A 23,298-nucleotide genomic window follows, 5' to 3' on the forward strand; every position below is an offset into this window, starting at 1 on the left:
ATTTATGCTGACTCCATGACCCTCCAGTTCGATACCCGCCCAGCCGCTTACGCCGTGATTGTCCAAGAGGACAAGATCCTGCTTGCGTACTGGAAGCAGGACAGCAAGGAAGGCTGGACGCTACCGGGCGGAGGCCTGGATCTGGCGGAACATCCGGTGGACGGTTGCAGGCGTGAAGTCTTCGAGGAAACCGGGTATGAAGCGCGCATTGATCGCATGCTGGGTATCGACGTCGGCCATTGGCCTGCTGATGTCCGCCCCGACGGTTCGGTCAAGGATTTTCAGGCCATCCGACTGGTCTACGAGGCAACGGTGGTGGGCGGAGAACTGACCCATGAGGTGGACGGGAGCACCACGCACGCCGCGTGGATCCCCCTGAAGGACATTGGGAAACTCAACCGGGTGTCGTTGGTGGACACGGCACTGCGCCTGCACCGGGAGCGCCCGGCGGACGGGAAGCTGAGCTAAGCCAACCGGAAGGTGGGCCATAAGGCCTAGCCAAAAGGGCCCGATGTTGGCTACGCTGAACATCGTTGCCGGCCCATCAGCTGCCGGCCTGGATGCCGAGGAGGTGGATTTGATGATTGCCACGATCTTGCGCGCCCCGCACTCAGTTGCGGCGCGCCGTCATCAGCCCACCATTCCTGCCCCGGCATCAGCCTGCCAAAACTAGGCAGCCGGGCCTCCTCAGAGGCATTACATTGAACACTTACGCTTTAAGCGACCCTTCTTTTAGTTCCATCAAGCAGCTGCCCACTCACCAATCAAACGGACCAGTGGAGTACGGCTTCACCGACAAAACCGCGGAGCTTTTCCGCGCCCACAGCGCCCCAGGGAACCAGGAAACGGCCACACCCGGCCGCGTAGTGCGCCTGGACAGGAACCGGGTGCTCGTCGCATCGGCCGAAGGTCTCCTGCATTTGCCCTATCCCACGCATGGGGTTGTTCCGGCCACCGGAGACTGGGTATGGCTCGGCCACAACAACGCTGGCGAGCCCGCCGTCGTCGAGGTCCTTCCCCGCCATTCGGCGCTGAGCCGTAAGCGGGCCTTTGAAGCCTCGTCGGAAGAACAGATACTGGGCAGCAACATCGACATTGTTGCGGTGGTTGTCCCTGTGGACCGTCCGCTGACCCATAACCGACTTGAACGGACATTGGTGGCTGCGTGGGACTCCGGCGCCACGCCGCTGGTGGTCATCACCAAGGCTGACCTCGCCCACCTCGCGGACGACGTCGTGGAGGAAGTCATCCTTCAGGCCGCGGGCGTTGACGTCGTTACCACCTCCGCGGAGCAGGGCGATGGCCTCGACGAATTGATGCAGCGAATTCCTCAAGGCGCCACCTTGGTTCTCCTGGGTCCTTCCGGTGCCGGGAAATCGACGCTTATCAACGCCCTCGCGGGGCGTGAGCTCCAGCAGACAGGCGAGGTCCGGGCAGGCGACGGCAAGGGCAAACACACCACCACCTCGCGGGAGTTGGTACCTCTGGCGGGCGGCTCCGTGCTGATGGATACGCCGGGAGTCCGCGGGTTCGGGCTCTTCGACGCCGACGAGGGCATGGACGAGATGTTCGGCGATCTGGAGGAACTTTTCTCCCGGTGCCGCTTCACGGACTGCGCCCACCAAGCAGAGCCGGGATGCGCAGTCCAGGAGGCGCTCGCGGAGGAAATCCTGGATCCCCGGCGCTGGGCCAGCTACCTGAAGCTGCAACGCGAACTGGCGGCCTTGGCCAGGAAGCATGACGCTGCGGCCCGCCGTGCCTACCAGCGCGAATGGCACCAAAGGGTGATGTCAGCGGACCGAGGCCAGCGTGCAGCGGAACGTTACAAGCACGACCAAGCCGAGGAACGGACCGGAAAGGGCGGCAAGCGACGAAAACGCTGAACATTGCCGATTCATTACGGAACTCGTGGCGACGCTGACATCGCCGGTGGTGCTGGCTACGCTGGGTGAAGATTGCTTTGCAGCCAAGTAATAAGAGTGCATATGATCATCTGGCTCTACCGATGTTCTCTACCACAGATAGGTAAGCCCGGGTATGGCCGAAGCCATGATTGATTTCAAGAGCGTCACCAAGCAATACCAGGGCGGGCAACCGGCGGTGGATTCTCTCACCATGTCCATCGACAAGGGCGCCATAACCGTGTTTGTTGGCCCTTCGGGCTGCGGAAAGACCACTTCCCTGCGCATGATCAACCGAATGGTGGAGCCCACCAGCGGAACCATCACTGTTGCAGGGGAAGATGTCTCCCAGGTTCCCGCGGCCAAGCTCCGCCGCTCCATGGGCTATGTCATGCAGTCATCCGGCTTGCTTCCGCACCGATCCGTGCTGGATAACATCGCCACCGTTCCACGGCTCAACGGCGTACCCAAGGCGGCTGCGCGGAAGCGCGCGGAGGAACTGCTCGACGTCGTCGGGCTGGCTTCCGTCCTGGGCAAGCGATACCCGTCACAACTCTCGGGTGGTCAGCAGCAGCGCGTTGGAGTTGCCAGGGCGCTCGCTGCTGATCCGCCGGTCCTGCTGATGGACGAACCTTTCAGCGCAGTGGATCCTGTGGTCCGTGACGAACTGCAACAGGAACTTCTGCGTCTGCAGCGGGAACTGGCCAAGACCATTGTGTTTGTCACGCACGACATCGACGAAGCCACTGTTCTTGGTGACAAGGTGGCTGTCTTCGCCGTCGGGGGCAAGCTCGCGCAATACGCGGCTCCTGAAGAGATCCTTCGGGCACCTGCGAATGACTTCGTGGCCTCCTTCGTGGGACGCGACCGCGGCTTCCGCCACCTTGCCTTCAACGCCGCAGACGCCGTGACGCTGCACCCTGTCACCATGGTGAGTCCTTCCGATGGCCACCACGCGGGCCGCCAATCGGGGGAGTGGGCGCTGGTTGTCAACGACGATTCGCGGCCGCTCGGATGGTCTTCACCGCGGGACGGCGCCGGGCTGATCCCCGGAGGTTCGCTCTTCCGCAAGGGAGATACGCTGCGGCGCGCGCTGGATGCGGCGTTGTCGTCGCCGTCGGGCCTTGGCGTCGCGGTTGACGACGACGGCCGGGTGGCCGGAGTCCTGAAGGCGCCGGAAGTCCTGGCACTTATCGAAGAAGTCCGGCACCACAGGGAGGACGCCACCTGATGGAGTGGTTCCTTGCCAACAGTGGCATGGTCCTGGGGTTGGCCGGTCAGCACATGGTGCTCGCGATCATTCCCATGATCTTTGGATTGCTGATTTCGGTTCCCTTGGCCCAACTGGCCAGGCGCAACAGCACGCTCAGGTCAGTGGTGGCAACAGCCACCTCATTGCTGTACACCATTCCCTCGCTGGCCCTCTTCATCATTCTTCCCACCATCCTCGGCACGCGGATCCTGGATCCGCTGAACGTGGTGGTGGCACTGACCATCTATGCCGTGGCATTGCTGGTCCGTGCCGCGATGGACGCCTTCGACTCCGTGGATGACGACCTCCGAAGCGCTGCCGTTGCCATGGGTTTCAAACCCCTGGCCCGCTTCTTCCAGGTGGACCTTCCGTTGTCTTTGCCTGTGCTGTTCGCAGGACTTCGAGTGGTGTCAGTCAGCAATATCTCCCTAGTGAGCGTGGCGGCCCTGCTTGGTGTAGGCAACCTTGGGGTTCTGTTCACTGACGGCCTGCAGCGCACGTTCGTCACCGAAGTTGTGGTGGGCATCATCGCGATCCTGGTGTTGGCGCTGTTAATGGATGCGGTTCTGGTGGTGTTGGAGCGGCTCCTGACGCCATGGACCCGTGCGGCAGGTGGAAGTTCGTCGCGTCCGGATGGCAACGCCTTGCTCACCGAGCCCAAAGCGGGACCCGCGAAGCCGCACGCGGCCCTTCGCCCGGACCCGGGAGCGTCCGCATGAACATCTTTGCTGAAACCATTGCCTGGCTGACAAACCCCAAGAACTGGACCGGCAGCGGTGGAATCCCCACCCGCTTGCTGGAGCACCTGCAGTACAGCGCACTGGTGCTACTCATCGCCGCCGCCATCGCAGTGCCAATCGGTCTCTACATCGGGCACACAGGGCGCGGCCGCGTTGTCGCAGTGGCTGTCGCCGGAGCATTGCGTGCCCTCCCGACGCTCGGTTTGCTGGTCCTCTTCGCGTTGCTCGCCGGCAGTGGCTTGATGCCTCCAGTGTGGGCGCTGGTCATCCTCACAGTGCCGCCGCTTCTGGCCGGGACCTATGCCGGCATTTCCAGCGTTGATGCCACGGTGGTGGACGCTGCCCGGGCCATGGGCATGACCGAACTTCAGATCCTGTTCCGCGTGGAACTGCCCAACGGACTGCAGGTGATGTTCGGCGGCATACGCACCGCGGTTCTGCAGGTCATCGCGACAGTCTCTGTGGTTGCCTACCTTCCGTTGGGTGGGCTTGGCCGGTATCTGTTCGATGGCCTCGTGCTGCAGGATTTCCCGAGGATGCTCGGAGGCTCCCTGCTCATCGCGGGGTTGGCCATCGCAGTGGACCTGATCCTGGCCGGCATACAAAGGCTCGTCATCTCGCCCGGCCTGACCCTCGACTCAAGCGGCCGCCAGAAGGCAGCCGACGATCTCACAGCCACGGTTCCCGCCGGGGCTGCCGTTCAAGGAGGTACATCATGAAAAACCCCGTCCCCATGACTCTTACGCGCCGTGGTCTCGGCGGCCTTGCTGCTGGACTGGGTGTGGCCCTCGCGTTGAGCGCCTGCGGCGGCAGTCCCTTGGCCACGCCTTCCACCTCGGCGCCCAGCGGTTCCTCCGCCGGAGGTTCACTGGTAGTCGGTTCGGCAGACTTCCCGGAGAGCCAGGTCATCGCAGAGATCTATGTGGGTGCCCTCAACGCGGCTGGTCTCACGGCCACGTCCAAGCCGAACATCGGGTCGCGCGAGATCTACTTCAAGGCTGTCCAGGACGGCTCCGTGGACCTCGTGCCGGACTACTCCGGCAACCTTCTCTCCTATGTGGACACGGAGGCCGCTGAGGTATCTGCCGAGGACGTCTACAAGGCGCTCCCAGGCAAGCTTCCGGAAGGCCTCGCGGTCCTGGAGCCGGCCAAGGCCGAGTCCAAGGACGCCATGGTGGTCACCAAGGCTACGGCGGAGAAGTACCAGCTGAAGTCCATCGAGGACCTGGCCAAGGTCTGCAAGGACTTCACCATGGCTGCACCGGCCACGTTCGAGACCCGTGCCTACGGCTTCCCGGGGCTGAAGGCCAACTATGGTTGCGAGCTCAAGGGCCTGCAGCCCTTCAACGACGGCGGTGGCAACCTGACCCTCCAGGCTCTCCTGGAGGACAAGGTTCAGGTGGCGGACATCTACACCACTACGCCGTCCATCGCAGATAACGACCTCGTCGTCCTGGAAGATCCGAAGAACAACTTCAAGGCACAGCAGGTCCTGCCGTTGGTCAAGGAAGCCAAGATGACGGACAAGGCCAAGGAAGCGCTCAACAACGTTTCCAAGATCCTTACCACCGACGACCTGATCAACCTGAACCGCGCAGTAAGCGGCGACCAGAAGCAGTCGCCCAAGGATGCCGCAGCCGCATGGCTGAAGGACAAAGGCATCGTCAAGTAATATCTGAACAAAACCGCGTACGACGGCGGTGACGGACCCGCGCGGGACCGTCACCGCCGTCGTCGTATGTGTGAGTCAAGTCTCAGCTGAACTCCATCACCCGTGTGGCATATTTGAGGGATGGCGAATTTCAAGCAGTCCACCAAGCTTCATAATGTCCTCTACGACATCCGTGGACCGATTCTTCAGGCCGCCCAGCAAATGGAAGCGGAGGGTCACCGGATCCTCAAACTGAACATCGGAAACCCGGCCCCTTTTGGTTTTGAAGCGCCTGACGCCATCTTGGTGGACATGATCCGCCACCTGCCCAACGCTCAGGGCTACAGCGATTCCCGTGGCATATTCTCCGCCAGGACCGCCGTCTCGCAGTACTACCAGACGCGCGGCATCCAGAACATCCACGTTGACGACATCTACCTCGGCAACGGTGTCAGCGAGCTCATCACCATGTCCCTGATGGCACTTCTGGATGATGGTGACGAAGTGCTGATTCCCACGCCGGACTACCCCCTGTGGACGGCTTCCGTGGCACTTGCCGGCGGCCGTCCCGTGCACTACCTCTGCGACGAAGAGTCCGGATGGCAGCCCGATCTTGAGGACATGGAATCCAGGATCACGCCGCGGACCAAGGGCATTGTGGTGATCAACCCCAATAACCCCACCGGTGCCGTCTACCCGGAGGAGACCCTCAAGAAGATCGTTGCGTTGGCTGAGAAGCATGGACTGGTTCTCTTCGCTGACGAGATCTACGAGAAAATCCTCTACGAAGACGCAGTTCACGTTAACCTCGCCGGGCTTACCGGTGATGACGTTCTGTGCCTGACGTTCAGCGGCCTGTCCAAGGCCTACCGCGTCTGTGGCTACCGTGCTGGCTGGATGGCAATTTCCGGGCCCAAGAAGGATGCTGCCGATTACCTCGAGGGCATCAACCTGCTGGCCAACATGCGCTTGTGTGCCAACGTACCTGCACAGCACGCCATCCAAACCGCGCTAGGCGGCTACCAGAGCATCAACGATCTCATCCTTCCCGGCGGCAGGCTCCTGGAGCAGCGCAACAAGGCCTACGACCTCTTGAACGCCATCCCCGGTGTCAGCACCCAGCAGGCCAGGGGCGCCCTGTATCTGTTCCCGAAGCTGGACCCCGAGGTTTATCACATCAGGGACGACGAGAAGTTCGTCTTGGACCTGTTGAAAGAGCAGAAAATCCTGGTGTCCCATGGGCGTGCGTTCAACTGGGTTCGTCCGGATCACTTCCGAATGGTCACCTTGCCCAACGTCAAGGACATCGAAGAAGCCATTGGCCGCATGGCGGACTTCCTGTCGAGGTACCCGGGCAACTAGCCTGAGGTCCATAGCCGCGCCACGGGGGCGCGGCCGGGCAGAAAGGCATGCCAATGGCTGCTGCAGTTGAGTTCGCCAAAAGTCCGGCCGAGGTACTGAGGGTGGGATCGGGGTTTACGCTGGCAGGCGTGGACCCTGAATCCACCCCGGGCTACACCGGTGTGAAAGCTGACGGCAAGGCGCTGCTGGCCGCCCAGGACGATCGACTTGCCGAACTGCAGGAAAAGCTCTTCGCCGAAGGGAAGTTCGGTAGCCCCAAGAGGCTCCTGCTCATTCTTCAGGCCATGGATACTGCGGGCAAGGGCGGCATTGTCAGCCACGTTGTGGGAGCCATGGACCCGCAAGGTGTGCAGCTGACCGCTTTCAAGGCGCCGACGGACGAAGAAAAATCGCACGACTTCCTCTGGCGGATCGAAAAACAAGCCCCTGCCGCCGGAATGGTGGGTGTTTTTGATCGTTCACAGTACGAGGACGTCTTGATCCACCGCGTCCATGGCTGGGCTGACGCTGGCGAACTGGAGCGCCGGTACGCAGCGATCAACGACTTCGAGTCACGCCTGCACGAGCAGGGAACCACTATCGTCAAGGTCATGCTCAATATCAGCAAGGACGAGCAGAAAAAGCGCCTCATTGCCCGCTTGGACGACCCGAGTAAGCACTGGAAATACAGTCGCGGCGACCTCGCGGAACGTGCGTACTGGGATGAGTACATGGACGCGTACAGCACTGCGTTCGAGAAAACGTCAACCGACATCGCACCTTGGCACGTGGTGCCCGCCAACAAGAAGTGGTACGCCCGCATCGCCGTCCAGCAACTGCTGTTGGATGCCCTGGGTGGTTTGCAATTGGATTGGCCCAAGGCTGACTTTGATGTCGCTGCTGAGCGTGCCCTCGTGGTGGAGTCCTAGGCCGTAGGGCTGCCGCCGGCCGGGGCTCCGCCGTCGTTGCTTGCATCACGGGCCGTGGCCAGACGCTTGCGTGCGCCCTCAAGCCAGTCCTCGCAGCGTTTGGCCAGTGCCTCGCCACGCTCCCAAAGCGCCAGCGATTCTTCCAGGCTGGCTCCGCCTGCTTCCAAGCGCCCTACGACGGCTACGAGTTGTTCGCGGGCTTCCTCATAGCTCAAGCTGTCCAGGGATTCCGGTGCCGTTGGATTGTTCTCAGTCATGGTGTCCTTTGATGTGGTGGTGACGGTGGTTTCGGCAGTCTTAGTGTTCGACGAGTTGTCCTTGGCCGGCGGAGACAGCCCTGAAACGGCCCTCAGCTACGCGGACGCTTAGCGGCGTCCCGTCCGGTGCTTCCTCTGGGCTGCTCACCACGTGGTGCCCCGTCTGGTCCTCGCCGAGGAGCTGGACAACGGCATAACCGCGGTCCAGTGTTTTTTGGGGTGAGAGGGCACGGACCTGCGCACGCAAGTGGTGGACTTGGTCCAATGCCCTGAGTACCGCGGTGCTGACCGCAGAATGGGTCCTTCGCTGCAAGCGGTGGATGTCTTCGGAACGGGCATCCACCATCGAAGCAGGAGTGGCCAATACGGGCCGGGACCTCAGTGCATGGAGTCGATCAGTCTCGCGGTCCACCATGCGGCTGATACTTCGGCGGAGATGGTCCCGGGCCTGGCGAACCATGGCCAGTTCTTCGGCCACATCCGGAACTATGCGCTTGGCCGCGTCTGTGGGTGTTGACGCACGTAAGTCCGCTACGTCGTCCAGGATCGGACGATCAGCTTCATGGCCGATTGCACTAACAATCGGAGTGGTCGCGGCCGAGACGGCTCGAATGAGGTCTTCATTGCTGAACGGCAGGAGATCCTCCAGCGCGCCGCCACCGCGGGCGAGGACAATGACATCCACGTGGGGGTCGGCATCCAGTTTCTTTAGGGCCGCGATGATCTGCGAAACGGCGGTGTTGCCTTGGACAGCCACTTCGCGAACATCAAACTCAACTGCTGGCCAACGCAACGCAGCGTTGCGCAGGACGTCCTTCTTGGCATCGGAATCCCGACCGGTGATGAGGCCGATGCGGTGGGGGAGCAACGGGAGTTTGCGCTTCCGCGAATCCGCGAACAGTCCCTCGGCTGCCAAAGCTTGGCGAAGCCGTTCGATCCTTGCCAGTAGATCGCCCAGGCCTACCGGACGAATGTCCTTGACGGACATGTTCAAGCGGCCGGTCTTGACCCAGAAGTCCGCCTTGACCAAGGCAACCACCCGGGAACCCCGTTCCAGGGGTATCTTCTGGCGGTCAAGCACCGTTGACCAGACCGATGCCGGAAGTGAAATTTCTGCGTCAACATCACGCAGGGTCAGGAAAGCGTTACCGCCCCGGCGGTTCAGTTCAATGACCTGACCTTCGATCCATGCAGCCGGAGCCCGCTCTATGTGTGCCTTGAGCTTGCGGGACAGCAATTGCAGGGGCCAGGGGTTGTCCGGGCTGGTTTCGGCGGCAGTCCCCGGCAGCGTGGATTCCGGTGTCGCTTCAGCGGACATGGTGGGTCCATGGCTGGTTCAGTCGCCGTGTTTTTTCCTGCATTGTCATAGTCCTCGCTCAGGGGTGCGGCTGTGGTTGCCAACCGGCCTTCCAACTCTATCCATAGCTTGGGCGACGCCTCCGACATTTTTTCTGCCATGTGGACAGACCTAGGATGGTGCCATAGCCCCCGAGCCTGAGGATGACCTTGCGTACTTTTGTTTCAGCATTGGGAGTTATCCTCGCCTTAATCCTTACGGCTGTGGCCGTTCCGACGGCGTGGATTGACCAGAACATCGTCAAAGAAGAGGGCTTTGTACACATAGCAGGTGAATTAGGAAGCGATCCGAAATTCCAAGACCGCCTGGCCACGGCCGCTGTTGGAACCTTCGAGTCCTCCGTGGATCTTCCAGGACCTATCCAGTCCTTGGCGGCCGACGCACTCCGCAGCGCTGCATCGGGCATGCAATCGTGGAGCGACTACCCTCAAGCGTGGGAAGAGACAGTACGCAACAGTCACAGGTTGAACTTCGGCGCTGCGAACCAACCTGAGGAGGCCGCCACCACTACCGCTCTGGTCCTTGATATCAGCCCTTTGGTTCGGCTCATTCGTGATCATTTTGCCGAGGCCACCCGGATTCGGATTGATGTTCCTGCGGAAAGTCTGGTGTCCCTGGGGGAGCCCTCCCACCGCCAACTGGTGGAGCGGGTGGCGGCATTCGCACCCCTGTGGTGGGTGGCCGCACTCGGTGCCCTGATATCCATGCTCCTGGCGCTTGTCGCCGCGCGCCGGCGGTCCTTGGTGTTGGTCTTCCTCGGACTGGGCGGCTTGGCGCTTGCTGCTCTCTGGACGGCCGGGGCGGATCTTGCCGGGGGAGTGGTTGGCAGTCTGTCCAGCGCAAACGGCGTGGCTGAGCTGTTCAAGCAGGAGTTCCTCACGGCAGCCAAGGCAGGCTTCGGGGAATGGATCCGCATCGCAGCGGTGGCGTCCGGTGGAGTCTTTGTGGCCGGCGTCATAGCTTCCGTTGTGTCAGGGCGACGAGGGTCACGTTCGGCCAGCAGCTAAAGTCCTGCCCGATAGCAGGGAGGCAAAGTCCGGCCCGGTAGCATGGAGGAATGACCAGCACAGCAGTTTCCATTCCTATGCCCACGGTGCCCCGTAGACGCCGTTCCCCGGAAGAGGTTCAGGCAGCGGCGCCCGTCACGGGCCCCAAGAAGGTTCTGTTGGCGGCTCCCCGAGGTTATTGCGCCGGCGTGGACCGGGCTGTCATTGCTGTGGAGAAGGCCCTGGAGCACTACGGCCCTCCCGTTTATGTGCGCAAGCAGATCGTTCACAATGTGCATGTGGTCAGTTCCCTCGAGGAACAAGGAGCCATCTTCGTCGAGGAGACCGACGAGGTTCCCGAAGGTGCCCTGGTCATCTTCTCGGCACACGGTGTCTCTCCTGCAGTGGTCCAATCAGCCGAGGACCGCGGACTGCGCACCATCGACGCGACGTGCCCACTGGTGACTAAAGTCCACAAGGAAGCTGTGCGCTTCGCCAAGGAAGACTACGACATCCTGCTCATCGGCCATGAAGGCCATGAGGAAGTCGAAGGAACCGCCGGTGAGGCCCCGGAGCATATCCAGATCATCAACGGACCGCACGAGGTAGACAAGGTCACCGTGCGGGATCCGGAGAAGACCATCTGGCTTTCGCAGACCACTCTCAGCGTGGACGAAACCATGGAGACGGTTCGCCTCCTTAAGGACCGGTTCCCCACGCTGCAGGATCCGCCCAGCGATGACATTTGCTACGCCACCACAAACCGTCAGGTGGCCATTAAGAAGATCGCACCGCAGGCTGACCTCGTGATCGTTGTGGGTTCGGCCAACTCGTCCAATTCTGTGCGATTGGTTGAGGTAGCCCTCGAATATGGTGCTAAGAGCTCGTACCGAGTGGACTTCGCCAATGAAGTGGACGAGTCCTGGTTCGAGGGCGTCGCCACTGTGGGCGTGACCTCCGGCGCTTCTGTCCCTGAAGTACTCGTCAAAGATGTTCTGCGGCTTCTGGCTGACTACGGTTACGGCGAGGTCCAGGAAGTGGTGACAGCAGAGGAAGACCTGCTTTTCTCGCTTCCAAAGGAACTGCGGGCCACCTTGAAGAAGGCCGGCGACGTGACACGTGCCCTTGGCGGCCGTGGAAACCGTCAGACCTCCTAGCTCTTTCTCCTTACAAAACTGGCCCGCCATGGTCGCCTTCCTACGGGAAAGCTTCCACGACGGGCCAGTTTCGTTAGGAGGGGTTACGTCCTAAGCGGCTGACTCCTGGTCTTCGCTGTCCTCGTGTTCGCTGGTCGAGTCCTGGTGCCCGAGGGTGTCTACGGCGAGCAGTTCAGGGGCTGCCAAGGCGCGGGGGACAGCCTCCACAGACATGGGAGCGGCAAGACCCGCATCGTCCATGGTGTTGAGCTTGCGCGCGGTCGGGAGTACCCGAGCCTCCAGCGTGCCCACCATGGCGTTGTAGCGATCCACGGATGTCTTCAGTGAGCTTCCCAACTTACCGACGTTCTCGCCAAGTGTGCCCATGCGCTCGTACAGTTGCTTGGCGAGCTCGAACAGCTCATGGGCACTGTCCGTGAGGACGTCCTGTCGCCAGGTGAAGGCAACCGACTTGAGGACCGCCAGCAAAGTCCCGGGCGACGCCAGAACCACGTTCCTGGACAAGGCATGTTCAAGCAACGCCGGATCGGCTTCGAGGGCTGACGCCAGAATGGATTCCGCCGGAAGGAAGCAGATCACCAGCTCAGGCGAGTTCCCCGGAATGTCCCAGTATTTCTTGGCCGCCAAAGCGTCGATGTGGGCCTTGAGCGCCTTTGCATGCTGTGCCAGCAGGGTCTTGGAGTCATGGTTGACGGTAGGTCCCACCGACTCGCCGAACGAGCCGTCTCCGTGGAGTTGTTCCTGCGCGGCGAGGTAGGAAGCCAGCGGTACCTTGGCATCTACCACCAGTTGCTTGCCCCCGGGAAGCTGGACCACCAGGTCCGGCCGCAGGGTGTTGTCACTACGTCCGGAATGAACCTGCTCATGGAAATCCACGTGCCGGAGCATCCCGGAGGCCTCCACCACCCTGCGCAGCTGCACCTCGCCCCACTGGCCGCGGGCGCTATTGGAACGGAGCGCTGAGGCCAAAGCATGGGTTGACCGCAAGAGCTGTTCGTCGGACGAACGCGCATCCTGAAGTTGCTGGGCGAGTTGCCCGTACTGCTCCACCCGGTCCCGTTCGAGGAGCGAAACCTGTTGCTGGACTGCCGTCAGCTTTTCCGCCACGGGAGCGAGCGCACGCAGGACGCTGCCGTCAGAATTCCTTGCTGCGTTCAGCTCACGGTTCTGCGTAAACAAGAGCCGGCGTTCGGCGTCGGCCGCTGCCAGCTGTGCCGTCACCTCCGAAAGCCGTGACGAAACGGCGTCGAAGTCTTCTTCCAGGCCGGCGCCCCGGCGTCGGAAGACAACATAGCCAGCCGCGAGACCAACCGCAGCGCCAATCAGCAGCATGAGCAGGGCCAATACCAATCCAAATCCATCCATGTGGCAACCCTGTCACAGGGGTACGACAGTTTTAGCGAGGTTGCCGCCGGGGGCCACGGATTGGGGGAGTGAACAACCGCGGACACGGTTCCAACGGGTAGAATCAATGCTCGTGGCTCTTACTATTGGCATCGTCGGACTGCCCAACGTCGGCAAATCAACTCTTTTCAACGCACTGACCCGTAATCAGGTGCTCGCGGCGAACTATCCGTTCGCAACGATTGAACCGAACGTCGGAGTGGTCAACCTCCCGGACCCCCGCCTGGCGAAGCTGGCGGAGATCTTCGGTTCGCAGAAGTTGCTTCCCGCTCCCGTGTCCTTCGTGGACATCGCCGGCATCGTGAAGGGCGCCTCCGAGGGCGAAGGCCTGGGCAACAAGTTCCTTGCCAACATCCGCGAGGCAGAGGCCATCGCGCAGGTCGTCCGCGTATTTGACGACCCCGACGTGATTCACGTCGACGGCAAGGTTGATCCGCGCTCCGACATGGAGACCATCAACACCGAGCTGATCCTGGCAGACCTTCAGACCATCGAAAACGCGATCCCGCGCATCGAAAAAGAAGTCAAGATCAAGAAGCGCGAAGCAGCCGAACTCGCCGCCATCAAGGCAGCCCAGGCAGTTCTGGAACGCGGCGACACCATCTTCTCCTCCATCAAGAGCGACAAGTTGGAGATGGGGCATCTTAAGGAGCTCGGACTTCTCACCGCAAAGCCCTTCATCTATGTCTTCAACGCCGATGAAGGCATCCTCGGCAACCAGGAAAAGCAGGACGAGTTGCGTGCCCTGGTTGCTCCCGCCGATGCCGTATTCCTCGACGCCAAGCTCGAAGCCGACCTCGTCGAACTGGACGAGGAAGAAGCCCGCGAGATGTTGGAAATGAACGGCCAGAGCGAATCCGGCCTGGATCAGCTGGCGCGCGTCGGTTTCCACACCCTTGGCCTGCAGACCTACCTCACGGCTGGTCCCAAGGAAACCCGCGCCTGGACCATTCGCCAGGGCGACACGGCACCGCAGGCTGCCGGCGTGATCCACTCTGACTTCCAGCGCGGCTTCATCAAGGCCGAGGTTGTCTCCTTCGACGACCTCATCGACGCCGGTTCCATGGCCGAGGCAAAGTCCCGTGGCAAGGTCCGCATCGAAGGCAAAGAGTACGTGATGGCCGACGGCGACGTGGTGGAGTTCCGCTTCAACGTCTAGATTTTTGTTTGATGGAAGAATGCCGCACCTGCAGAACGGAGGGCGGCATTTTTCGTAGTGTGAATGCCGAGGCATCCCACGCGATACGACAACCGCGTGGGATGTATCGGGCTATGGCACCATGAGCAGGAAAAGAACAATAAGGGGGAATTGTTATGACCGAACCACATCAACCACCTGCCACTCCCGGCGGGCCGCCGCAAAATACCGGCCCGCACAATGCTGCGCCGGACAGCCCACCGGCCGCTGGCACGGAGAACGCCGGCCACAACGAAGCCGGGGCAAAAAGTACACAGGTGTCCACTCTTTTCAGTTCCTTTGACTTCAAATCGCTGATTCCCGGGGCCCTAGTGGGGGCCGTTTCCTATATGGCCGTTCTCATCACGGCACTTCTCTTTCTGATTCTGGCTTTGATAGGTGTAGCCGTCAGCAACGGCGGCAACACCGAGATACCGTCCAATTCAATGGTGTCCGGCGACAGCACAATGCCGTCTCCGTGGTCTCTGCTAGGCCAATTCGCTGTTCAGTTGGTGGTCATGAGCCAGCTTGGCGCGCTCGGCTCAAGCATCGACGCAACCATTCCGTTCGTCGGTAGCGTGCACGGTTCGGCGTCATTCTTTGCTGTTCCACTGTTGCTGACTGCCATCTCGGTTGCGGTCCTGTTTTTTGCCGCACGGTTTGCCGCCAAGCGGTCCGCGGCCCAATCCACAGCCGGATTCTGGATCGAGGCAGCGACAGCAGGCCTCGTTTTCACTCTCTTGGTCAACATCATCGGGGCGATCTTTGCTGTAAGCCTGCCGATTCCCAATGTGAAGATCAGCCCGATCGGGGCAGTGACTTTTGGCTCTGTGGCGTTTGCATTGATCCTCGGAACTCTCGCCGCATATTTGGGGCGCGTGTCAGGTACGCCACGTTTCCCCGTCCGCAGCGGGCTGCGTGCTGCAATTGGCCGGGCCTTTGAAACTGTGGCGGTTCACTATGGTGTATTCCTTGCCATTGTGATTCCCGTCCTGGTGATTGCCATCGGCATAAAGTCCGGATGGCAGGCCTCACTCTCATCGCCCTTGTGGGCGCCAACGGCAGGCTTTTTCATGTTCGGCCTGGGCCACCTGAGTGCCGTCAGCCGCACCTGGAATTCCGGTTCAAGCATGTCTTCATCGTCCAATTCTTCAGGTTCAGACATCAGCTTTGGATTTGGAAACGCGCTCACCCAGTTCGGTGTCCCGGGTTGGGCAGGGTGGTTGATGCTTTTCCTGGCGCTAATTTCCGTCGTGGTGGCTTCCGTCTTCTGGTACCTCCGCCGGGGGCCGGTGGTGAGCAACAAGATCGCCGACTGGGTAATGCTCCCTGCAGCCTTCCTCGTTGTCGGGACGCTGATGACGTGGCTCAGCGGCGTGACGGGGACTTTCGACGCCGGGTCGTTGGCTTCGGGCGCCGTCAGCATGACGCTGGCGTGGTGGACGCCGTTCTTCCTGCTGCTGTGGGGCGGCGCAACGGAAGTTTCAGCACGCTATCTGGCGCCCCAGTTGAGCAGGTACGTGCCTTTGCCCTTGGCGTACAAGATCGCTCCTGCCCAGCCAGTCGTCGCGGAACAGGTTGCCACTGCGGCCGTTGACGATCCAAACGGGACGGCTGCCGCTGGAGCCTACCCGGCACTGTCACCGAGAGAGCCCATGACTGCCCAGGCAAAGCGCAAGCTTGGCCTGATTTTGGGGGCAGCCGGTCTCGTCGTCATACTGATTGTCGGTGGGTTTATCGCTGTCGATGTGATCAAGGGAAACAATGGACCCGACAAGGCCGTTGCCAGCTACCTCCAGGCGCTGCAGAATGGCGAGGCGTCCAAAGCGATGGCCATCGCCGATCCCGGCGTTGCCAATGATCAGCGGGTTCTTCTCTCCGACGAGGTCTATTCCAAGGCGGCCAAGCGCATCGACAGGTTCGACATCGTGTCGACGAATATCTCCAACGACAAAGCCAACGTGGTTGCCGATATGTATCAGGACGGCCGGAAACAGCAAACGACCTATAGTTTGCGTAAGTCCAACCCGGAGTTTTTGGATGACCACTGGGTCATGGAGTCTGCGCCTCCCCGGAACCTGCGTATCTCCTCGGACACCCCGGTGAAGACGGTCCTGATCAACGGACAGCCAGTTGACGTTAACCTTGCCGACAATCGCTCCGTGACCTTCCCCGCTTTGCCCGGCGAGTACACGGTGGAGTTGCCGTCCTCGGAGAAATACCTGACGGCCCCGAAGCTGACGGCGATGGTGAACATCGGAACTGTTTCAACTTCCCCCGTGGCCAGCCTTGAGGTGGAAGCTTCCGAGGCCTTGAAGTCGGAGGCGATGGCCCAAATCGACGCCTACCTAGCTGAATGTGTGAAGTCCACCGAGGCCAGGCCGGCCAACTGCCCGTTGAACAGCTACAGTTCGTCGCGCTATACAAAGAACTTCCGCTGGGCACTCACCACCAAGCCCACGTTCGTTGTGAGCAAGGGCTACGGTACTTCCCCTTGGCGTGTCCGCACGGAGACTCCCGGTAAAGCGACCGTCACCTATGAGAAGGACAACTCATATGGATTCGGGACTTCTGATTGGAAAACTACAACGGACACCACCTCAGTGTCCCTGAGCGCCAATATCAGCGTGGAGGATGGCAAAGTGAAGCTGTCTTTCAACAACTACTAGGACCCGTGGCACTCTGGCGGGGTCTCTGACACTACAGAAGTTTCGCTGACATCAGGATCCATAAAGTTGAGGCCCTTCCCGGCGAACCGGTAAGGGCCTCAACTTGTTTAGGATCTTGGGGGTTATGGACGGCGCATTTGAAAAGCGGCGACGGAACAGCTGACGGATTCGCCGCCGGGAGGCGGGAACTGCCCCTCTTCGAGCAACACGCCGCACCGGGCGGCAAGCGCTTCGGCTTCTGCTGGCTTAATCAGTTTTCCAAGTCCCGACCCTACTCATCCTCGAGTGCGGCGCTGACGCGGTGGCCGCCGTCGAACACGGCCATTCTCCTGCGCGCCGCTGAATCTTCACGGACCAGGGCCACCATCTGCCCGTCCTCGCCCTGGTCGCGGACCACTTGTTTCCAGCATCTGCCGGGACAGGTCCACGGGATTCTGGCTGGGATCTTCCTCTTGCCACTCCTGAACCATTCCTTCGCCCAACGGCCCGTCGCGCAAGCACGTGTGGGGCAAGCTGTTCCAGCCGAAGACTACGGACACCTTGTAGGCGGCAACTTCATGATGCGCCAGGGTTCCGCGGGGGAAGTCTCAGAGCGGGGATCGAGCCGGCACTGGTTCGTAAGCCACCAGGAGGCCCCCGAAGGTGCCAAGAGATAGCGTTGGATGCCGTCGTGATCCAGCCGGTGTGGGTGAGGTGAACCGGGCTGTTCCCGGAGAAGAGAGGCCCTGTCCTGCTGTCAGACAGCGAATATTACCACCGAGTAGGGTTTGACTTGAAATCCGCGCCAGTTTAGGCATGTGGAGGTTGCGGAACGGTTACAGTTTGGCCAGCATGTCCCAACATCTGGACACAATGTGGGTAGGCTTACACACACATGTAGGCAACGTCACAGTAGGAAACTGTGCCTGTGCCTGGGGGAAATCACGAATTTCCCCTGCTCAACTCCACGACTCATAGGAGGCGGAATGCGTTTCTCGCGCACTTCCAAAGCTCTAGGCGTAGCGGCGATCATCGCCCTCGCAGTGACCGGTTGCGGCGGCGGTGGCGGCAGCAATACGAACAGCTCAGCCGCAACTGACCCCAACAAGGTCATTTCCGCATACAGCAACGAACCGCAGAACCCGCTGCTCCCCGCCAACACCAATGAGGTGTACGGTGGCCGCGTCGTCGAGCTGCTGTTTGAAGGCCTTCGTGCCTACGACTCGGACGGTAAGCCCGTCAACGCGCTGGCGGAGTCGATCGAAACCACCGATTCACAGAACTGGACCATCAAGGTCAAGTCCGGCGCCAAGTTCACCAACGGTGAGGCCATCACGGCCAAGACGTTCGTTGATTCCTGGAACTTCGCCGCGCTGAGCACCAACCTCCAGAACAACGGCTTCTTCTTCGAGTCCATCGAAGGCTACGCCGACGTCAGCGCCGTCACGGAGACCACCAGCGCCGACGGCAAGAAGACCTCGACGCCTGCTCCTACGGCCCAGACCATGTCCGGCCTGGCCGCGACTGACGACCAGACCATCACGGTCAAGCTCGCTCAGCCCGAAGCTGACTGGTCACTGCGCCTTGGATACTCCGCCTTCTACCCGCTGCCTTCCGAGGCTCTGAAGGACCCGAAGAAGTTCGGCGAGAACCCGATCGGCAACGGCCCGTACAAGTTCGAGAAGGAAGGTGCCTGGGTACACGACCAGTCCATCTCCCTGGTCAAGAACGCTGACTACACCGGCCCGCGTGCTGCCAAGAACGGCGGCGTGACCTTCAAGTTCTACACGGATCCGGGCCCCGCATACACGGATCTCCAGGCCGACAACCTCGACATCACTGACGTTGTTCCCTCGAACGCTTTGAAGACTTACACCACGGACTTCCCGGACCGTAACTCCACACGCCCGAACGCCAACAACGCAACGTTGAACATCCCGGGCTACAACCCGAACTTCCAGGGTGAAGCCGGTCTGCTGCGTCGCCAGGCTCTGTCCCACGCCATCAACCGTGAAGAGATCACCAAGGTCATCTTCAACGGCACGCGTACCCCGGCCACCGAGTTCACAGCTCCCGTGCTCGACGGCTACAACGACGCCATCCCCGGCAGCGATGTCCTGAAGTTCGACGCCGCCAAGGCCAAGGATCTTTGGGAGCAGGCCGAGAAGATCAAGCCTTACGACGGTTCCAAGCCCCTCCTCATCGCCTCCAACACCGATGGCGGCAACAAGGAATGGATCGACGCCGTTGCCAACGGTTTCAAGAACAACCTCGGCATCCAGGCTGAAATCCAGCCGTTCGCGAAGTTCGCTGAAGTTCTGGACCTGCGCAAGTCCCAGTCCCTCCCGGGCCTGACCCGCGCCGGCTGGCAGGGTGACTACCCGTCGCTCTACAACTTCCTCGGACCTGTTTGGGCAACCAACGCATCGTCCAACTACGAGAAGTACTCGAACCCCGACTTCGACAAGCTCCTCAAGGAAGGCCTTGCAGCCAAGACTCCGGAAGACGCCAACAAGAAGTTCAACGAGGCACAAGAGGTCCTGTTCAAGGACCTCCCCGGCCTCCCCTTGTGGTACCGGGCAACCCCGATCGTTTGGAGCAACAACGTTGTCTCAGCCGAAACCGGCTGGAACGGCGGCATCCGTTACTTCGACATCGAGGCCAAGTAGTCCTCAGGATCTGAACTTGCCTTAGGGCAGCGGGGGTCCGGCCAAAGCGCCGGGCCCCCCTTGCTTGCTTGGCAGGAAGGCACACATGACACATCAACGCCCGACCACCGGAGAGGGGTGACCCGTGGTTCGCTTTATTTTCCGTAGGCTCCTTCAGGTCATCCCGGTATTCCTGGGGACCACGCTCCTCGTTTACTACATGGTCTTCGCGCTACCCGGCGACCCTATTGCAGCCCTCTTCGGAGATCGCCAGCCCCCGCAGAGCGTCATCGACGCCCTGCGGGCCCAGTACAACCTGGACCAGCCCTTCTGGGTCCAATACGGGCTCTTCATCAAGAACCTTTTCACCTTCAATCTTGGCGTTGACTTCACCCAGCAGCCCATTGCGGACTCCCTGGCCAGGGCTTTCCCTGTCACAGCAATGCTCGCCATTGAAGCCCTCATCATTCAGGCCGTGTTCGGTATTGCCTTCGGTGTCTTCGCCGGTCTGAAGAAGGGCAAGCTTTTCGACTCCACCGTTCTGGTCGTTTCCCTCCTGGTGATCGCAGTTCCCACCTTCGTTCTGGGCTTCGTCTTCCAGCTCGTGTTCGGTGTCCAGCTCGGCTGGGCCAAACCTACAGTGGGCGCCAACGCCGATTGGGGCAACCTGATCCTCCCGGCAGTCGTGCTGGGACTAGTGTCCTTCGCCTATGTCCTCCGCCTGACTCGAGCCTCGGTCAGCGAGAACATGAACGCGGACTACGTACGCACTGCTACGGCAAAGGGACTTTCCCGGCCCCGCGTCGTGGTGGCCCACATCCTCAGGAACTCGTTGATCCCGGTGGTGACCTACCTGGGCGCCAACCTTGGCGGCCTCATGGGTGGTGCCATTGTTACCGAGGGCATCTTCAACGTCCCCGGAGTGGGTAACAAACTCTTCCAGGCAATCGCGCGCAGCGAGGGACCTACCATCGTCGCCATTGTGAGCGTCCTGGTCCTGGTTTTCGTTATCACCAACCTCTTGGTTGACCTCCTGTACGCCTGGCTTGACCCGAGGATCCGCTATGACCAGTAATAATGAACACTTTGTGGCTCCCGTCGAGGAGACACCGCTTCTGGCCACTGACGCTGTCAAAACAGATCAGGCGCCCCTGAGCCTCTGGGCTGATGCCTGGCGCAAGCTTCGCCGCCGCCCCCTGTTCATCGTCTCCTCGCTGCTGATTCTGCTCCTGGTTATTGTTGCCGTGTTCCCGGGGCTGTTCACCAGCGTCGAACCCAACAACGACTGCCAATTGGCCAACTCCGAGGGCTCGCCCACAGCCGGCCACCCGCTGGGATTCACCCTGCAGGGTTGCGATGTCTATTCCCGCGTAATCCACGGTACGCAGGCTTCACTTTCCGTCGGTGTCCTGTCCGTGCTTGCCGTCGTCATCATTGGTGTCACCCTCGGTGCGCTTGCCGGCTATTACGGTGGCTGGTTGGATTCCGTCCTGGCCCGACTGGGCGACATCTTCTTCGCGTTGCCGATTATCCTCGGCGCCCTTGTTGTCACGCAGCTCCCGCTGTTCCGTGAGAACCGGAGCGTCTGGACCGTGGTCCTGACGATATCCCTGCTTGCATGGCCGCAAATGGCACGCATCACCAGAGGCGCTGTCATCGAAGTGCGCAACGCGGACTTTGTCACGGCGGCCCGATCACTGGGTGTTTCCAAGTTTGGCGCCTTGGTCAAGCATGCGCTGCCGAACGCCCTGGCACCCGTGATCGTCCTTGCCACCCTGGAATTGGGCGTCTTCATCGTCCTGGAGGCCACCTTGTCCTTCCTGGGTGTCGGGTTGCCTGGCAGCGTCATGTCGTGGGGTAACGACATCTCCGCGGCCAATGCATCCATTCGAACCAACCCGGGAATCCTGCTTTACCCGGCAGCCGCCCTGTCCATCACCGTCCTGAGCTTCATCATGCTTGGCGACGCCGTCCGCGATGCTCTTGATCCCAAGAGCCGTCAGCGCTAAGGAGGCGAACATGACTTCTGCCAACATCAGAATTGATGAAGCCACAGCACCGGTACGGCCCATCTTGGAAATCAAGGATCTGGCCATCACTTTCAAGACCGGTTCCGGGGAGGTCAAGGCGGTAAAGAACGCCCACTTGTCCATCATGCCGGGCGAAACGGTCGCCATTGTGGGGGAGTCGGGTTCGGGAAAGTCGACGACGGCGCTAGCCGCCATCGGCTTGTTGCCCAACAACGGACGCGTCTCCGCCGGGCAAATACTGCTCGACGGCGAAGACATCGCCCACGCTTCGGAGAAGCGCATGATCGAGCTCCGTGGCAGCCATATCGGCATGGTTCCCCAGGACCCCATGTCCAACCTGAACCCTGTATGGAAGATCGGCTACCAGGTTCGTGAAACGCTCAAAGCCAACGGGCGGCCGGATGGCCCGGACGACGTGGCCAGGGTGCTTGCTGAAGCCGGCCTCCCGGACGCTGCCCGGCGTGCCAAGCAGTATCCGCACGAGTTCTCCGGCGGCATGCGTCAACGCGCCCTGATCGCCATCGGCCTGAGCTGCCAGCCCAAGCTCCTGATCGCCGACGAACCCACGTCGGCGCTGGACGTGACTGTGCAGCGCAGGATCCTGGACCACTTGGACAAGATGACCACTGAGCTTGGCACTTCCGTGCTGCTCATCACGCACGACCTCGGCTTGGCTGCCGAGCGGGCTGACAAAGTCATTGTCATGTACCAAGGCAATGTTGTTGAGGCGGGTCCGTCTCTGGAGCTCCTCCGCAATCCGCAACACCCGTATACCCGCCGCTTGGTGGAGTCGGCGCCGTCCCTGGCATCACGCCGCATTCAAGTGGCTAAGGAGCAGGGCGTGGATGCCGGTGACCTGTTGGCACCTGTGGCAGCAGCGCAAAGCCGCGTCCAGGACGAGATCCTCCAGATCAAGAACCTGCGCAAAATCTACAAACTGCGTCAGGGGCTGGGTCAGACCTCCGATTTCGCTGCTGTTGACGATGTCAGCTTCTCCGTAAAGCGCGGGACCACCACGGCTATCGTGGGGGAGTCCGGATCGGGCAAGTCCACTGTGGCCAAAATGGTTCTCCAGCTGGAAAAGCCTAGTGAGGGCCAGATCATCTTTGATGGCGTGGATACCGCGGGGCTGAAGGGTAAGGAACTCTTCAAGTTCCGTCGCCGTGTGCAGCCCATCTTCCAGGACCCCTACGGTTCCTTGGATCCGATGTACAACATCTTCAGGACCATTGAAGAGCCGCTGCGCGTACACAAGATCGGCAACGCAGCTAGCCGTGAAAAGAAGGTTCGGGAACTGTTGGACCAGGTAGCCCTGCCACAGTCCATGATGCAGCGGTACCCCAACGAGCTCTCCGGTGGCCAGCGGCAGCGCATTGCCATTGCACGTGCCCTGGCCTTGGATCCGGAAGTCATCATCTGCGATGAGGCGGTCTCGGCTTTGGACGTCCTTGTCCAAGCTCAGGTGCTGAACCTGCTGGCTGACCTTCAGGACAACCTCGGCCTCACGTACCTGTTCATCACGCACGACCTCGCGGTGGTGCGTCAGATCGCGGATCATGTCTGCGTCATGGAAAAGGGCAAGCTCGTGGAGACGGGCAGCACGGATGACGTCTTCGACAACCCGCGCGAGGCCTACACGCAAGCACTCCTGGATGCCATTCCGGGCGGTTCGCTTTTGTTGCCACCCGCAGTGGCCTGACCGGCGTCGAGCGTTTGACGGCTGTTTAGCAGAAGAGCCGGTGGTCCCCCGAGAAGGGAACCACCGGCTCTTGCCGTTAACTACGTTGTTGTGAGGCCTGCTCTGCGCGCAAAAGGGCTCG

Annotated in this window: 20 protein-coding genes; 16 read left to right on the forward strand and 4 right to left on the reverse strand. The window is 61.0% G+C overall.

All coding sequences use genetic code 11. The features are described 5' to 3' along the window. Nucleotides 1-15 precede the first annotated feature (15 nt). The 8 genes from ACZ881_RS10505 (at nt 16) to ACZ881_RS10540 (ending at nt 7,814) form a co-directional block, all read left to right on the forward strand. Complete coding sequence (locus ACZ881_RS10505; RefSeq protein ID WP_476114965.1) at nt 16-468, forward strand: NUDIX hydrolase; 453 nt, start codon at nt 16-18, stop codon at nt 466-468. Nucleotides 469-701: 233 nt separating this feature from the next. After that, nucleotides 702-1,883, forward strand: a complete 1,182-nt coding sequence (gene rsgA, locus ACZ881_RS10510) for a ribosome small subunit-dependent GTPase A (RefSeq protein WP_476114968.1) — start codon at nt 702-704, stop codon at nt 1,881-1,883. 154 nt (nt 1,884-2,037) lie between these two features. After that, a complete protein-coding gene (locus ACZ881_RS10515) occupies nt 2,038-3,132 on the forward strand; it encodes an ABC transporter ATP-binding protein (RefSeq protein WP_476114970.1) in 1,095 nt (364 codons plus the stop codon). Beyond that, nucleotides 3,132-3,872: an ABC transporter permease gene (locus tag ACZ881_RS10520; RefSeq protein WP_476114974.1), complete on the forward strand. Its 741-nt coding sequence runs from the start codon at nt 3,132-3,134 to the stop codon at nt 3,870-3,872. Before ACZ881_RS10515 ends, ACZ881_RS10520 begins: the two co-directional genes overlap by 1 nt. Continuing rightward, entirely contained in the window at nt 3,869-4,612 is a 744-nt protein-coding gene (locus ACZ881_RS10525; protein ID WP_091468805.1) for an ABC transporter permease, read from the forward strand. Before ACZ881_RS10520 ends, ACZ881_RS10525 begins: the two co-directional genes overlap by 4 nt. Next, nucleotides 4,609-5,565 (forward strand): ABC transporter substrate-binding protein, encoded by a 957-nt coding sequence (locus ACZ881_RS10530; protein WP_420178551.1) that lies wholly within the window; start codon nt 4,609-4,611, stop codon nt 5,563-5,565. Before ACZ881_RS10525 ends, ACZ881_RS10530 begins: the two co-directional genes overlap by 4 nt. Before the next feature lie 120 nt (nt 5,566-5,685). Beyond that, on the forward strand, nt 5,686-6,906 hold the full coding sequence (locus ACZ881_RS10535; protein WP_364307071.1) for a pyridoxal phosphate-dependent aminotransferase: 1,221 nt from the start codon (nt 5,686-5,688) through the stop codon (nt 6,904-6,906). Between the two features lie 53 nt (nt 6,907-6,959). Next, nucleotides 6,960-7,814, forward strand: a complete 855-nt coding sequence (locus tag ACZ881_RS10540; RefSeq protein WP_364307073.1) for a polyphosphate kinase 2 family protein — start codon at nt 6,960-6,962, stop codon at nt 7,812-7,814. On the opposite strand, the gene ACZ881_RS10545 is transcribed toward ACZ881_RS10540, so the two are convergent. Both ACZ881_RS10545 and xseA read right to left on the reverse strand, forming a co-directional pair. Then, entirely contained in the window at nt 7,811-8,071 is a 261-nt protein-coding gene (locus ACZ881_RS10545) for an exodeoxyribonuclease VII small subunit (protein ID WP_364307075.1), read from the reverse strand. The two genes, ACZ881_RS10540 and ACZ881_RS10545, sit on opposite strands and share 4 nt — an antisense overlap. A gap of 40 nt (nt 8,072-8,111) precedes the next feature. Beyond that, nucleotides 8,112-9,389: an exodeoxyribonuclease VII large subunit gene (xseA, locus tag ACZ881_RS10550; protein WP_476114989.1), complete on the reverse strand. Its 1,278-nt coding sequence runs from the start codon at nt 9,387-9,389 to the stop codon at nt 8,112-8,114. 182 nt (nt 9,390-9,571) lie between these two features. Between xseA and ACZ881_RS10555 the strand changes: the two genes are divergently transcribed. Further along, entirely contained in the window at nt 9,572-10,435 is an 864-nt protein-coding gene (locus tag ACZ881_RS10555; protein WP_476114992.1) for a hypothetical protein, read from the forward strand. Between the two features lie 50 nt (nt 10,436-10,485). Then, on the forward strand, nt 10,486-11,571 hold the full coding sequence (locus tag ACZ881_RS10560; RefSeq protein ID WP_024817476.1) for a 4-hydroxy-3-methylbut-2-enyl diphosphate reductase: 1,086 nt from the start codon (nt 10,486-10,488) through the stop codon (nt 11,569-11,571). Between the two features lie 90 nt (nt 11,572-11,661). Here the strand turns inward: ACZ881_RS10560 and ACZ881_RS10565 are convergent, their stop codons facing one another. Beyond that, entirely contained in the window at nt 11,662-12,936 is a 1,275-nt protein-coding gene (locus ACZ881_RS10565) for a DNA recombination protein RmuC (RefSeq protein ID WP_091468788.1), read from the reverse strand. A gap of 112 nt (nt 12,937-13,048) precedes the next feature. Here ACZ881_RS10565 and ychF point away from each other — a divergent pair, with 112 nt between their 5' ends. Beyond that, a complete protein-coding gene (gene ychF / locus ACZ881_RS10570; protein WP_476114995.1) occupies nt 13,049-14,134 on the forward strand; it encodes a redox-regulated ATPase YchF in 1,086 nt (361 codons plus the stop codon). A gap of 155 nt (nt 14,135-14,289) precedes the next feature. Continuing rightward, nucleotides 14,290-16,821, forward strand: coding sequence for a hypothetical protein (locus ACZ881_RS10575; protein WP_476114997.1), 2,532 nt, complete (start codon nt 14,290-14,292; stop codon nt 16,819-16,821). 271 nt (nt 16,822-17,092) lie between these two features. Here the strand turns inward: ACZ881_RS10575 and ACZ881_RS10580 are convergent, their stop codons facing one another. Further along, nucleotides 17,093-17,218 carry a hypothetical protein gene (locus ACZ881_RS10580; RefSeq protein ID WP_476114999.1) on the reverse strand — a complete coding sequence of 42 codons (126 nt, stop codon included), beginning with the start codon at nt 17,216-17,218 and terminating at the stop codon, nt 17,093-17,095. Between the two features lie 568 nt (nt 17,219-17,786). On the opposite strand from ACZ881_RS10580, the gene ACZ881_RS10585 reads away from it, so the two are divergent. The 4 genes from ACZ881_RS10585 to ACZ881_RS10600 all read left to right on the forward strand — a co-directional run bounded on the left by ACZ881_RS10585 (nt 17,787) and on the right by ACZ881_RS10600 (nt 23,177). Continuing rightward, nucleotides 17,787-19,469, forward strand: a complete 1,683-nt coding sequence (locus ACZ881_RS10585; RefSeq protein WP_474659183.1) for a peptide ABC transporter substrate-binding protein — start codon at nt 17,787-17,789, stop codon at nt 19,467-19,469. 124 nt (nt 19,470-19,593) lie between these two features. Beyond that, nucleotides 19,594-20,523, forward strand: coding sequence for an ABC transporter permease (locus tag ACZ881_RS10590; protein WP_017200386.1), 930 nt, complete (start codon nt 19,594-19,596; stop codon nt 20,521-20,523). Then, nucleotides 20,513-21,457 carry an ABC transporter permease gene (locus ACZ881_RS10595; RefSeq protein WP_476115002.1) on the forward strand — a complete coding sequence of 315 codons (945 nt, stop codon included), beginning with the start codon at nt 20,513-20,515 and terminating at the stop codon, nt 21,455-21,457. Before ACZ881_RS10590 ends, ACZ881_RS10595 begins: the two co-directional genes overlap by 11 nt. A gap of 10 nt (nt 21,458-21,467) precedes the next feature. After that, a complete protein-coding gene (locus tag ACZ881_RS10600; protein WP_178997016.1) occupies nt 21,468-23,177 on the forward strand; it encodes a dipeptide ABC transporter ATP-binding protein in 1,710 nt (569 codons plus the stop codon). Nucleotides 23,178-23,298: the final 121 nt, after the last annotated feature.

The organism is Paenarthrobacter sp. TE3676 (assembly GCF_056279165.1).